8 protein-coding genes are annotated in these 13,933 nt (G+C 66.4%); all 8 read left to right on the forward strand.

Annotation, left to right across the window (positions count from 1 at the left end; all coding sequences use genetic code 11):
• Positions 1-38 precede the first annotated feature (38 nt).
• The 8 genes from ACK4S9_RS03585 to ACK4S9_RS03620 all read left to right on the forward strand — a co-directional run bounded on the left by ACK4S9_RS03585 (position 39) and on the right by ACK4S9_RS03620 (position 13,641).
• A complete protein-coding gene (locus ACK4S9_RS03585; protein ID WP_409721542.1) occupies positions 39-1,304 on the forward strand; it encodes a glutamate-5-semialdehyde dehydrogenase in 1,266 nt (421 codons plus the stop codon).
• A 14-nt stretch (positions 1,305-1,318) separates the two neighbouring features.
• On the forward strand, positions 1,319-1,732 hold the full coding sequence (locus tag ACK4S9_RS03590; protein ID WP_409721545.1) for a CopD family protein: 414 nt from the start codon (positions 1,319-1,321) through the stop codon (positions 1,730-1,732).
• A 187-nt stretch (positions 1,733-1,919) separates the two neighbouring features.
• Positions 1,920-3,125, forward strand: a complete 1,206-nt coding sequence (locus ACK4S9_RS03595) for a class I SAM-dependent RNA methyltransferase (RefSeq protein WP_409721548.1) — start codon at positions 1,920-1,922, stop codon at positions 3,123-3,125.
• Between the two features lie 7 nt (positions 3,126-3,132).
• Positions 3,133-4,422 carry a multidrug effflux MFS transporter gene (locus tag ACK4S9_RS03600; protein WP_409721551.1) on the forward strand — a complete coding sequence of 430 codons (1,290 nt, stop codon included), beginning with the start codon at positions 3,133-3,135 and terminating at the stop codon, positions 4,420-4,422.
• Positions 4,423-4,733: 311 nt separating this feature from the next.
• Positions 4,734-6,920, forward strand: coding sequence for an HDOD domain-containing protein (locus ACK4S9_RS03605; protein WP_409721553.1), 2,187 nt, complete (start codon positions 4,734-4,736; stop codon positions 6,918-6,920).
• A gap of 25 nt (positions 6,921-6,945) precedes the next feature.
• On the forward strand, positions 6,946-9,168 hold the full coding sequence (locus ACK4S9_RS03610; RefSeq protein ID WP_409721878.1) for an EAL domain-containing protein: 2,223 nt from the start codon (positions 6,946-6,948) through the stop codon (positions 9,166-9,168).
• 9 nt (positions 9,169-9,177) lie between these two features.
• On the forward strand, positions 9,178-10,722 hold the full coding sequence (locus tag ACK4S9_RS03615; protein WP_409721556.1) for a hypothetical protein: 1,545 nt from the start codon (positions 9,178-9,180) through the stop codon (positions 10,720-10,722).
• 156 nt (positions 10,723-10,878) lie between these two features.
• Positions 10,879-13,641: a M16 family metallopeptidase gene (locus ACK4S9_RS03620; RefSeq protein WP_409721558.1), complete on the forward strand. Its 2,763-nt coding sequence runs from the start codon at positions 10,879-10,881 to the stop codon at positions 13,639-13,641.
• The last annotated feature ends 292 nt before the right edge of the window (positions 13,642-13,933 follow it).

Genomic DNA, 13,933 nt, shown 5'->3' on the forward strand with positions numbered 1-13,933 from the left:
CAATCCGCGGTACGAATATCGCAATACGGGGCTACACGATGGACATCACCGAACACATGCACTCCATGGGCCGCAAGGCCCGTGCCGCGTCGCGCGCCATGGCGCGCGCCGACGGCGCCACCCGCAACCGCGCGCTGCTGCTGATCGCCGAGGCCATCGAGCGCGACGCGGACATGCTGCGCGCCGCCAACCAAGAGGACATGGAGGCCGCCCGCGCCAATGGCCTGGAGCCGGCCCTGCTTGACCGCCTGCTGCTTTCCGACGGCGCCATCCAGACCATGGTCGAGGGCCTGCGCCAGATCGTCACGCTGCCCGACCCGGTCGGCGAGATCACCAACATGAAGCCGCGCCCGAGCGGCATCCAGGTCGGCCAGATGCGCGTGCCCCTGGGCGTCATCGGCATCATCTACGAGGCGCGCCCGAACGTGACGGTGGACGCGGCCGGCCTGTGCATCAAGAGCGGCAACGCCGCCATCCTGCGCGGCGGCTCGGAAGCGATCCACTGCAACCGCGCGCTGGCCAGGCTGGTGAGCGAAGGCCTGCAGGGCGCCGGGCTGCCGCTCGATGCGGTGCAGGTGGTCGATACCACCGACCGCGCCGCCGTCGGCGCCTTGATCACGATGCCGCAGTACGTGGACGTGATCGTCCCGCGCGGGGGCAAGGGCCTGATCGCGCGCCTGATGGAGGAATCCACGGTCCCGATGATCAAGCACCTGGACGGCATCTGCCACGTCTACATCGACGACAAGGCAGACGTCGCCAAGGCGCTGCCGGTGGCCTTCAACGCCAAGTGCCACCGCTACGGCACCTGCAACACCATGGAAACCCTCCTGGTGGCGCGCGCGATCGCACCAAGCGTGCTGCCGCAGTTGGCGGAGCTGTACAAGACGAAAGAGGTCGAACTGCGCGCCGATGCCGAAGCGCATGCGATCCTGGCCGGCTATCCCTGGCTGGAGCACGCGACCGAGCAGGACTGGAGCACCGAATACCTGGCGCCGGTCCTGGCGATCCGCGTGGTGGAAGGGCTGGATGGCGCGATCGACCACATCAACACCTGGTCGTCGAAGCACACCGAATCGATCATCACCGAGGACTACAGCGCCGCGCTGCGCTTCCTGCGCGAGGTCGATTCGGCCTCGGTCATGGTGAATGCCTCGACCCGCTTCGCGGACGGCTTCGAATACGGGCTGGGCGCGGAGATCGGCATCTCGAACGACAAGTTGCATGCGCGCGGCCCGGTCGGACTGGAGGGACTCACCTCGCTCAAGTACGTCGTGTTCGGGCACGGCGAAGTGCGCAACTAATCACAAGGAAACGCATGTATCTCTGGATCAAGGCCCTGCACATCGTCTTCATCGCCGCCTGGTTCGCCGGGCTGTTCTACCTGCCGCGCATCTTCGTCAACCTGGCCCAGGAAACCAATCCGGCAGTGCTCGAGCGCTTGCTGGGCATGGGGCGCCGGCTGTACCGCTTCACCACGATCCTGATGGTGCCGGCCCTGGCGCTGGGCATCTGGCTGTGGCTGGGCTACGGCATCCGGGGCGGCTGGTTGCACGCGAAACTCGCGCTGGTGATCCTGACGATCGGCTACCATCACGCCTGCGGCTCGCTGCTGAAAAAGTTCGAGCGCGGAGCGAATGTGCGCAGCCACAAGTGGTACCGGTATTTCAATGAAGTGCCGGTGCTGCTGTTGCTGGCGATCGTGATTTTGGTGGTGGTCAAACCATTCTGATCAGCACCGCTAGAATTAGCACCACTGCATTTGATCCGTCATTCCCGCGAAGGCGGGAATCCAGGTTCGTTGGTCCGCCGCGAACGTCAAATTGGGTTCCCGCCTGCGCGGGAATGACGGTCTGGAGGGCGCGGCACGGGCCGGCGCCACTGTTTTCTGATTTTTCAACGGACAAAGGGTACCCCTCATGGCCTCATATTTCTGCCCATGCCCGCGCGGCATGGAAGCGGCGCTTGCCGAAGAACTGGGCGACATCGCCCAGCAAAGCACCACCATGCGGGTGCACAACCAGGTGCCGGGCGGCGTGCACTGCTCCGGTTCGATGGTCGATGCCTATCGCATCAACCTGCACTCGCGCATCGCCTCGCGCGTCCTGATGCGCATGGGGCAGCGCAGCTACAACAACGAGAACGACATCTATGACCTGGTGCTCGAGCAGCCCTGGGAAGACTGGTTCGGCGTCAACCACACCATCCGCGTCGACGTCACCGCGGTGAAATCCCCGCTGAAGAGCCTCGAGTTCACCACGCTGAAGATCAAGGACGCCGTCTGCGACCGATTCCGCGACCAGTTCAACAAGCGCCCCTCGGTGAACACGCGCGAGCCGGACATGCGCATCGTCGGCTTCCTCGACCAGCGCAACTTCATCATCTATCTCGACACCTCGGGCGAGGCGCTGTTCAAACGCGGCTGGCGTGAAGAAACCGGCGACGCGCCGCTGCGCGAGAACCTGGCCGCCGGCATGCTGCGCGTGGCCGGCTGGAAGCCGGGCATCCCGCTGTTCGACCCGATGTGCGGCTCCGGCACCATCCTGGTCGAAGCGGCCCAGATGGTGCAGGGCATCCCGCCGGGCGCGCGCCGCCGTTTCGCCTTCGAGAAATTCGCCGACTTCGACCGCGAGGCCTGGGCGGCGCTGAAAGCCGAGATCAAACCCAATCCGCTCCCCAGCGAACCGACCATCTTCGGCTCCGACATCTCGGGCGACATGGTCGCGATGACCCGCCACAACCTGAAGGTGGCCGGGATCCTGTTCGACGTGCCGCTCAAGCAGATCGAGGCCCAGCACGTGTCGCCGCCCACGAGCGAGCCGGGCATCCTCCTGACCAACCCGCCGTACGGCGAGCGGATCGGCGTGCGCGGCGACTCCACGATGCCGCAGGACGAGATGGCGGTGTCCTTCTATTCGGCGCTGGGTACCACGCTCAAGCAGCGCTTCGCCGGCTGGACCGTCTTACTGTTCACGGCGGACCTGGGGCTGCCCAAGCTGCTGCGCCTGAAGGAATCGCGCAAGACCCCGTTCTTCAACGGCGCGCTCGAATGCCGCCTGTTCCGCTTCGACATGGTGGCGGGCTTCAACCGCCGCGAGGAAGCCAAACCAAGACAGGAGCAATAAGCCCTCCATGCTGCCGCCGACCGAACCCGACGACTTGCCCAAGGATCCGGTCACGCCGGTTCCGCTGCCGCCGCCCCATCGAATCGCCATGCTCAGCGCCGGCGGCCTGGCCACGCTGCTGGCCGCGATGTCGATGCTGGGGCCGTTCTCGATCGACGCCTATCTGCCGGCCTTCCCGCAGATCCGCGCCGAACTGAACGCGTCGGCGCTGGAAGTGCAGCAGACGCTCACCGCCTACATGCTGGCCTTCGCCGGCATGGTGCTGTGGCACGGCGCGCTGTCCGATGCCTTCGGGCGGCGCAACGTGGTCCTGTTCGCGCTGGTGGTGTTCGCGATCGGCACCTTCGGCTGCGCGGCGGCCAGTTCGGTGCACTACCTGTGGGTGTTCCGCATCATGCAGGGCGTGTCGGCGGGGGCGGGCGTGGTGGTGGGGCGCGCCATCATCCGCGACCTGTATTCGGATGCCGAGGCGGCGCGCCTGCTGTCGATGGTCACCATGATCTTCTCGATCGCGCCGGCCATCGCGCCGGTACTGGGCGGCTGGATCGTCACCCTGGCCGACTGGCGCGCGATCTTCCTGGCGTTGTGCGCCTACACCGTCATCCTGGGCTGGTTCTGCTGGAAGCATCTGCCGGAAACCGTGCCCAAGGAGAAGCGCCAGCCGTTCAACCCGCGCTTCCTGGCCCAGAGCTACGGCGCCATCTTCAGCTCCTTCCTGTTCCACATGAAGTCGGGCGTGGTGGCGCTGAATTTCGCCGGCCTGTTCCTGTACATCGCGTCGGCGCCGGTGATGCTGCCCGAGCACCTCGGCCTGGGGCCTTCGCAATTCGCCTGGCTGTTCGTGCCGACCGTGAGCGGCATCTTCCTGGGCGCGCTGGCGGCCAACCGCATGGCGGGCAAGCTGGGTTTCGCGCGCCAGATCCGGATCGGCTTCTTCTTCATGCTGGGCGCGGTCGCGTTCAACGTGACCTACCACAGCTTCCTGCCGCCCTCGCTGCCCTGGAGCGTGGCGCACATGTTCTTCTTCACCTTCGGCAGTTCGATCATCGCGCCGGGCGCCACCCTGATGGCACTCGATATGTTCCCGCACATCCGCGGCACCGTGGCTTCCTGCCAGTCCTTCGTCACCACCCTAGCCGGAGCGATCGTCGCCGGCGTGATCTCGCCGATGCTCTCGCATTCGGTGTTGTCGCTGGCGCTCGGCCAGGCCGGCTTCACGCTGCTGTCGATCGGCCTGTGGGCGACCGCGCGCCACTACCGGCGCCAGAAAATCCGCGACGGGCACCCGATGCCTTGACAATGTGCGAGCAGCCATGTCTGGCTGCTCGCATGAAATAAAATTTCATATATGCATATATGTATGAAATAATCTTTCCCCTATGCGGAAATGGCTTTCTCGCGCCTCTATCTTTAGAGCGACATCTCGACAACACTTTTTACAGAAAGTATTGTTCCCGATCAGAAATGTCTATATGCTAAGATAAGTTTTTCATGCTCGGAACAAACGTTTAAACATTGTTCTGTTCAGTACATAAACAAGAAAGACTTTGTGGCAACCCTATCCGGGCTGCCTCGGACAACCTTCGACACGCGGCCGCGTTTGAGACCATGCAAGCTTCGGATCAGGATATCCGCAATCGTCTGCTGATTGCCCGTCTGCCGGCAATGCCGCAGATCCTCGTGCGTCTCATCGAACACTTGCAGGCCGACGACCTCGGGATGCCGGAACTGGCCGCCCTGATTTCGAAGGATGCCGGCATGACCGGCAAATTGCTGGCCGTGGCCAACAGCTCGGCATACCAGCGCCACCACCGCAACGTCAACCTCGAGCAGTCCCTGGTCGCCCTCGGCACCGACATGATCAAGACGCTGGTCATCAGCGACTCGGTGTTCCAGACTTTTAACAACTTCCCGCATTCCGGCAGCACCGACCTGCGCGCCTTCTGGAAGAACGCCCTGAGCACTGCCGTGATCGCGCGTGAGATCGCCCACGCGGTCGAGTATCCGCACCTGGAAGAGGCCTACCTAGCCGGCCTGCTGCACAACGTCGGCCGCCTGGCTCTCTTGGCCACCGCGCCCAAGGAATACGCCTACAACTTCAGCGCGCGCGACGACGAGGACCTGTGCGCCGTCGAGCAGCGCACCCTGCAGATCACCCATGCCGAAGCCGGCGCCTGGCTGATCGAACGCTGGCAGCTCGATTCCTTCCTGGCCGACGCCGTGCTGTACCACCACGAGCCGAGCGAGCGCCTGGAGTCGGCCCATCCCCTGATCCGCATCGTGCGCCTGGCCCACGTGCTGTCCAGCCATGCCGGCGACGAGGCCATGGTCGTCGAGGCCGCCGGCCTGTGCGGCATCGACGGCGAACAGGCCGGCCAGATGCTGGCGGGCGCCGCGCGCCAGGTCGAGAAGGCCGCCGCCCACCTGGGCATCGACCTGGCGGGCGCCGACGACATCCCGGCGCCGCCGGCCTACGCCGCGCCGGCGCTCGATCCGGTGCAGCAGCGCCTGTCCGAAGAAGTGCGCAACATGGTGCTGGTGTCGGAAGTCGGCCAGAGCTTCGCGCGCCAGCAGGGCGAATCGGGCCTGCTCGAAGCGATGACGCGCTCGGCCCGCATCCTGTTCGACTTCGGCAATGCCGTGGTCTTGCTGGAGAACCCGACCGGCCATGCCCTGGTCGGAGCGCCGATCCAGGGCAGCCAGCGCATCGCCGAATTCGCCGTGCCGCTCGCCAAGGGCGGCGCGATCGCCAAGAGCGCGCTGGAACGCCGTCCGGCCTTCATCGGGCGCGACGGCGACAGCCTCGGCCTGGCCGAGGAGCAGCTGCTGCGCATGCTCGGCACCGACAGCCTGGTGTGCGTGCCGCTGGTCGCCGGCGCACGCTGCCTGGGCGTGCTGATCGGCGGCATCGCGGCCTGGCAGGTCCCGTACTGCCAGCGGCGCGAGCGCTTCATGCAGTCCTTCGGGGCGCAGGCCGCGTCCGCGCTGGAGAACATGCTATCCGAGCGCGGCCATGCGCGCCGCCAGCTGGCCCACGTGGCCGAGGAATACCGCGAAGCCTCGCGCCGCGTGGTGCACGAGGTGAACAATCCGCTGTCGATCATCAAGAACTACCTGAGTGTCCTCGACAGCAAGCTGGCGCGCCAGGAGCCGGTGAGCACCGAGATGTCGATCCTGAACGAGGAAATCGACCGCGTCGGCCAGTTGGTCAGCAGCCTGGCCGAGCTGAAACCCGTCGACACCGGACCGCGCCCGACCGACGTCGCCAAGGTGGTGGACGAAGTGCAGCGCCTGTTCCGCAGCACCGGCTTCGTGCCGGCCACGGTCGACCTCAACGTCACCATGCACGAGGAGGCGACCCGCATCGAGGGCGACGCCGACGTGCTCAAGCAGATTCTGGTGAACCTGGTGAAGAACGCCATCGAGGCCCTCGGCACGAGCGGCGGGCGGGTGGACATCGTCAACCGTGGGCACGTGAACCGCGAGCGCCAGCTCTACCTGGAGCTGGTCGTCAGCGACAACGGCCCCGGCCTGTCGCGCGAGGTGCTGGCCCACCTGTTCTCGCCGGTGAAGAGCACCAAGGACGGCGCCCATCACGGCCTGGGCCTGTCGATCGTGCACAGCCTGGTCAAGAAGCTGGGCGGCCACATCGCCTGCCGCAGCGGCCGCAACGGCACCGCATTCGAAATCCTCCTGCCGGCGTGGTCCGGCGCCGGCGCGGGCATGGCCGGCAGCGCCGGCGCCGGCCTTGGACATCCCGTGGCGCTGCCGGCCCGCGCGCTGGGCTCCGCATAACATCATGATCAACGCGCATACCGCCATGTTTTCCGGCGAACCGGCTTCGGCGCCTGTCCCATTCGCCCCGACGTTCGACACCGACAGCCAGCCACGCCTGCTGCTGGTCGACGACGAGCCGCGCCTGCTCTCCTCGCTGTACGAGCTGCTGCGCGACCGCGGCTACTCCTTGAGCACCGCGTCCTCGGGCAGCGAAGCCCTGGCCCACCTGTCGCGCCTGCGCTTCGACCTGGTCCTGCTCGACCTGCGCCTGCCCGACATCGGCGGCCACGAGATCATGGACTTCATCAACGAGAAGGGCATCGACGCCGACGTGATCGTGATGAGCGGCGAAGTCGGCATCGATGCGGCGATCGGCGCGCTCAAGCGCGGCGCCTACGACTATTTGCGCAAACCCTACGCCAGGGAAGAACTGCTGGCCACGGTGGCCAACGCCCTCAAGGGCCGCCGCCTGTCGCTCGAGAACCAGCGCATGGCCACCCAGCTGGAAAACTCCGAGAAGATGTACCGCTACCTGGTGGACTCCTCGCCGGACATCATCTACACGCTGAACCACGAAGGCCGCTTCACTTTCGTCAACGACCGCGCCTACCAGCTGCTCGGCTATGCGCGCGACGAGCTGCTCGGCAAGCATTATTCGGTACTGGTGCACGAGGAAGACCTGGAGCGCGCGCGCTACGTCTTCAACGAGCGCCGCGTCGACGAGCGCGCCTCGCGCAACGTCGAGCTGCGCCTGAAGTGCAGGAATGGCGGCGGCAGCGGCGGCAGCGCCCACGAGCGCACCTTCAACAACACCCTGATGACGATTTCGCTCAACGCGATCGGCATGCACGTGCCCGACCAGGAAGTGAAGAAGCTCGAGTTCTTCGGCACCTACGGCGTGGCGCGCGACATCACCGACCGCAAGCGCGCGGAAGAGGTCATCTCCTACCAGGCCTACCACGACATCCTGACCGACCTGCCGAACCGCATCCTGTTCAAGGATCGCCTCGGACTGGCGGTAATCCAGGCCAAGCGCAAGAAGACCGAGCTGGCGGTGATGTTCATCGACCTGGACCGCTTCAAGCTGGTCAACGACACCCTCGGGCACGTCAAGGGCGACGAGCTGCTGCAGCAGGCCGCTACCCGCCTGAAGGGCTGCCTGCGCAAGGGCGACACGCTGGCGCGCCAGGGCGGCGACGAATTCACCATCGTGCTGCCGGAATTGCGCGACCGCGACGACGCGCGCATGGTCGCCGACAAGTTCCTCGAGACCCTGCAGGCGCCGTTCGACCTGGACGGCCACGAGGTGCACATCTCGGCCTCGATCGGCATCGCGATCTATCCGACCGACGGCGAATCGATCGACGAACTGCTGCGCCACGCCGACATCGCGATGTACCAGGTCAAGGCCCAGGGCAAGAACGGCCACAGCTTCTACCACACCTCGATGCTGGACATCTCGCACCAGAAGATCGCCCTCGAGCAGGCCCTGCGCCGCGCGCTCGAGCAGGACGAGCTGGAGATGTACTACCAGCCGCAGATCGACGCGCTGACCGGCCGCATCGTCGGGGCCGAAGCGCTGATGCGCTGGAACCATCCGACCCGCGGCCTCTTGTCGGCCGGCGAGTTCCTCCCCTTCGCGGAAGAGAACGGCCTGATGCTGCCGATCTCGGACTGGATGATCGGCGCCCTGTGCCGCGACATGCTGCAGTGGAACGCCTCGGGCACCGACCACGTGCGCCTGTCGCTCAACCTGTCGCCGCAGTACCTCGACCGCGGCGACTTCTTCGAGAAGATGCGCAACGCGTTGGTGCGCTACGGGATCGCGCCGGGCCAGATCGAGGTCGAGATCACCGAGAACATCTGCATCCGCAACCCGCAGTACGCGATCGAGCAGCTCAACAAACTGTGCCAGCTGGGGGTGTCGATCGCGATCGACGACTTCGGCACCGGCTACTCGTCGCTGTCCTACCTGCACCGCTTCCCGATCCATACCGTCAAGATCGACCAGTCCTTCGTCAAGGAGATCCACGAAGAGGGCGGCCACTATCCCGTGATCCTGGCGATCATCTCGATCGCGCGCGGACTCGGGCTGAACCTGATCGCGGAAGGCGTGGAGACCGAGGAACAGGCGCGCTACCTGCGTGCCAACGGCTGCATGACGATGCAGGGCTACCTGTACTACCGCCCGATCCCGCTGGGCGAATTCATCAAGTCGCTGCGCACCCAGCCGACGCTGTTCGGCCTGCGGGCAGTGCAAGCGTAAGCGGACGCCATGCTCGAGATTCCTGCCCAAGCAGGCGACGTGGAAGGTCGCCATACTGCGGAATTCCTGCGCGTGAAGGGCATGGCCGAGCGCGGCGTGCCGAGCGCCCAGCACAGCCTGGGCTTCATGTACGCGAGCGGCCAGGGCGTGTCCCAGAACTACGAACTGGCGGTGGCCTGGTACCGCATGGCGGCCAGCGCCGACCTCGAGCTGGCCCAGTACAACCTCGGCGTGATGTACCAGAAGGGCCAGGGCGTGGCCCAGGACTACGGCCAGGCAGCTTACTGGTACCGCCGCGCCGCCGAACAGGGCTACGCGCCGGCGCAGTACAACCTGGGCTGGCTGTACGCGAAAGGACAGGGCGTGCCGAACGACGTGCAGCAGGCCCTGCACTGGTTCAGCCAGGCGGCAAGCCAGGGCGAGCCGGGCGCGCAGCACAACCTCGGCATGATGTACGAGACCGGCAAGGGCGTGCCCCAGGACCAGGACGCGGCCGCCGAGTGGTACCGGCGCGCGGCGGAGCAGGGCTATGCGCGCTCGCAGTTCAGCCTCGCGCTGCGCACCGGCGGGGCGCAATCGGTCGACTGGTTCCGCAAGGCCGCCGAGCAGGGCTATGCGCCGGCCCAGTTCAATCTCGGCCTGCGCTACGACAAGGGACAGGACGTCGAGCAGGACAGCGAGCTGGCGATCCTGTGGTACGAACGCGCCGCCAGCCAGGGCCATGCCAGTTCCCAGTTCAACCTCGCCCTGGTCTACGACAGCGGCCACGGCGTGCCGCGCGACGAAGCGCTGGCGCTGCACTGGTACCGCCGCGCGGCCGAACAGGGCCATGCCGGCGCCCAGGACAACCTCGGCGTGCGCTACGAGCACGGGCAGGGCGTCGAACGCGATGCCGCCACGGCCGCGCACTGGTACCGCCAGGCCGCCGAGCAGGGCATGCCCTCGGCCCAGTACCACTTCGGCCAGCTGTTCGATGCGGGCAGTGGCGTGCCGCACGATTCTGCTAGGGCCGCGCACTGGTACCAAAAGGCGGCCGAGCAGGGCCACCTGCGCGCCCAGTTCGACCTCGGCCTGCGTTACGAAGGCGGGATCGGCGTGGCGCGCGACGAGGCGCAGGCGCTGGCGTGGTACCGCCGCGCGGCTGCCCAGGACTACGCGCCGGCCCAGTACATGGTGGGCGTGCTGCTGGACCGCGCCGAGCATGCCGATCCAAGCGAGGCGACCGACTGGTTTCATAAAGCCGCCGACCAGGGCCACGCGCTGGCCCAGTTCGAGCTGGGCCTGCGCCACGACTGCGGCAAGGGCATCGAGCGCGACTACGAGGCGGCGCATTTCTGGTACCTGTGCGCGGCGCGCCAGGGCCATGCGCGCGCCCAGTTCAACCTCGGCGTGATGTATTCGGCGGGGCAGGGCGTGCAGCGCGACCTGGTCGAGGCCTATGCCTGGCTGCAGCGCGCTGGCGGCGCCGGCGTGGCGGCGGCGTCAAGCTACCTGAAGAAGATCGCGGCACGCATGGAGCCGCAGTTGCTGGCGCAGGCGCAGGGCCACGCCTGACGCATCCTGGCTGCGTCATCGCGGCCCAACATATGCATCCATTCCCTCTGGCGCCAGCTCTACGTTTCCTGTAGGGTGGTCGGCTCTGCCGACCGCGCGTCCAACCGGCGCGTGACTCGACGGACGCATACATACAACAACTGTCCACGAGACGCCATGAAAATACTCGCTCTGCCCCTCCTGCTCGGTCTCGCAGCCGCAGCAGCCCTGCCTTCCCACGCCGCACCAGCCAGCAACGCCAAGGCCACGGTCTTCGACCGCAAGGCCTACACCATCGATCATAAGAAATTCGTGCTGCCCAACGGCCTGACCCTGCTGGTCCACACCGACCACAGCGTGCCGGTGGTCGGCGTGAACATGTGGTACCACGTCGGTTCGCGCAACGAAAAGCGCGGCAAGACCGGCTTCGCCCACCTGTTCGAGCACTTCTTCTTCAACGGTTCCGAGAACTACCCGCACGGCTTCCGCGAGGCGATGGACGACCTGGGCGCGAACAACCGCAACGGCACCACCAACGTCGACCGCACCAACTTCTTCGAAGACGTGCCGGTGTCGGCGCTGGAGCGCACCCTGTTCCTGGAATCGGACCGCATGGGCTTCCTGGGCAACTACATCTCGCAGGCGATGCTGGAGCGCGAGCGCGGCGTGGTGCAGAACGAGAAGCGCCAGGGCGAGAACCAGCCGTATGGCCGCGTGCGCATGGAGATCTCGGCCAAGATGTACCCCTACTCGCACCCGTATTCGTGGTCGACGATCGGCTACATGGAAGACCTGCAGGCCGCCTCGCTGGAAGACATCAAGGAGTGGTACCGCACCTACTACGGCCCGAACAACGCGGTGATCTCGCTGGCCGGCGACATCACCCCGGAACGCGCCTACGAGCTGGTGAACAAGTATTTCGGCGCGATCCCGCCCGGTCCTCCGCTGCCGCGCCTTGAAAAGTGGATCCCCCAGCTGGACCGCAACATCCGCGACGAGATGGAAGACCACGTGCCCCAGGCGCGCATCTACCGCAGCTGGCACACCTCTTCGTGGAAGGACGCCGACACCCAGCGCCTGAACCTGCTGGCCGGCGTGCTGGCGGGCTCCAAGAACGCGCGCCTGGACAAGCGCCTGGTGTACGAGAAGGGCATGGCAACCAGCGTCTCGGCCTACGTGAACGATGCGGAGCTGGGCGGCAGCTTCAACCTGATCGTCACGGTCAAGCCGGGTGTCGATCCGCTCGAGGTCGAGCGCGAGATGGAGCGCGTGGTCACCGAGCTGCTCGACAAGGGCCCGCTCGAGGCTGAACTCAAGCGCGTGAAGACGCGCGACCTGGCCGATTTCGCGCGCAGCCTGGAGCGCGTGGGCGGCATGGGCGGCCGCAACGACGTGCTGGCCGAGAGCGAGACCTACGGCGGCAAGCCGGACGCCTACCTCGACCGCCTCGAGCTGTTCGCCACCAGCACCCCGGCGGACGTCAAGGCGGCCGCCAACCGCTGGCTGCGCGCCAACCACTACACCATGACGGTGCGCCCGGCGGCCAAGCTGGCCGCCACCAAGTCGACCCTGGACCGCAAGCAGCTGCCCGCACTGGGCGAGGCCCCTGACGTCAAGTTCCCGGCGCTGCAGCGCGCCCAGCTGAAGAACGGCCTGAAGGTCGTCCTGCTGGAGCGCCATACCGCCCCGATCGTCAACGTTTCGCTGGCGGTCGACGCCGGCGCGGCCTCGGACACCGCGGCCAAGGCCGGCGCCGCCTCGCTGGCGCTGGACCTGCTGGACAAGGGCACCAAGTCGCGTGATGCCTTCGCGCTGTCGGACGCGCTGGAAAACCTGGGCGCGCGCCTGAGCACCGGTACCAGCCAGGACCAGTCGCTGGTGCGCCTGCAGGCGACCAGCGCCAACCTGATGCCTTCGCTGGCCCTGATGGCCGAAGCGGCGCTGAATCCCAGCTTCCCGCAAGAACAGTTCGCGCTGTCGAAGAGCCGCCGCATCGCCGCCATCGGCCAGGAAAAGGCCCAGCCGAACAGCCTGGCCCTGCGCCTGATCCCGTCGCTGCTGTACGGACCCGAGCATGCCTATGGCAAGCCGGCCTCCGGTTTCGAAGGCAGCGTGCAAGGCTTGAGCCGCGAGGACCTGATGGCATGGCACGGCACCTGGTTCAAGCCGGGCAGCGCCACCATCGTCGTCGCCGGCGACACCACCATGGACAAGCTGCTGCCGGCGCTGGAAGCGAGCTTCGGCAAGTGGCAGCCGGGCAGCGCCCCGGCCAAGAAGATGGCCACCGTGCCGCCGACCCGCGGCAAGCGCCTGATCCTGGTGGACAAGCCGGACGCGCCGCAGTCGACCATCGTCGCCACCCACGTGTCGCAGGCCTATGGCCAGCCGGAAGACCTGGCGATGGAGCCGGTGATGACCAACTTCGGCGGCATCGCGACCTCGCGCCTGAACCGCAACCTGCGCCTGGACAAGCACTGGAGCTACGGCACCCAAGCCCGCCTGCCGGACGTGCGCGGCCAGCGTCCGTTCTACATCATCGCGCCGGTACAGACCGACAAGACGATCGAGGCCATGCGGGAGGTAGCCAAGGAACTGCGCGGCGTCGCGGGCGAGCGCCCGCTGGTGGGCCTTGAATACGAGAGCATCATGCGCAACATGAGCTCGCGCCTGCCGGGCCGCTTCTCCACCCTCGCCGCCCTGGAAGCGGCAGGGCTGGACGCCGTCAACCTGAGCCTGGCCGACGACTACTGGACCAGGTACGCGTCGAACGTGCGCGCGCTCAAGCCGGAGCAGCTGGCGGCGGCATCGTCCAAGTTCATCAAGCCGGACGAGGCGGTGTGGATGGTGATCGGCGACCTGCGCAAGATCGAAGCGGGCGTGCGCTCGCTCGGCTGGGGTGACGTGACCGTGGTGGATGCGGACGGCAAGCCGATTCGTTGATCGGAGCTTGCTGTAGTGGAAAGCCCGGTCTGGTGGCCGGGCTTTTTTACGTTCGTCTCTGCGCTAGGGAATTGGGTTCCGGCCTTCGCCGGAACGACGGGTTTGCGGGCAGCTAATGAGATAACGCTAACTCCATACGTTAGCCTTAAAACCGTCGTTCCCGCAAAGGCGGGAACCCAATTTACGCGAGCGCGCTGACCCGCCTCTTTATACCACCCGTCCCATCTTTGAACCGCAATCAAGCCCGCACACTTGACCCATCCACCCTGTGCATACGCGCGCGATAGTATAC

It is taken from the genome of Massilia sp. (assembly GCF_046293535.1).
Lineage (GTDB): Bacteria > Pseudomonadota > Gammaproteobacteria > Burkholderiales > Burkholderiaceae_D > Telluria.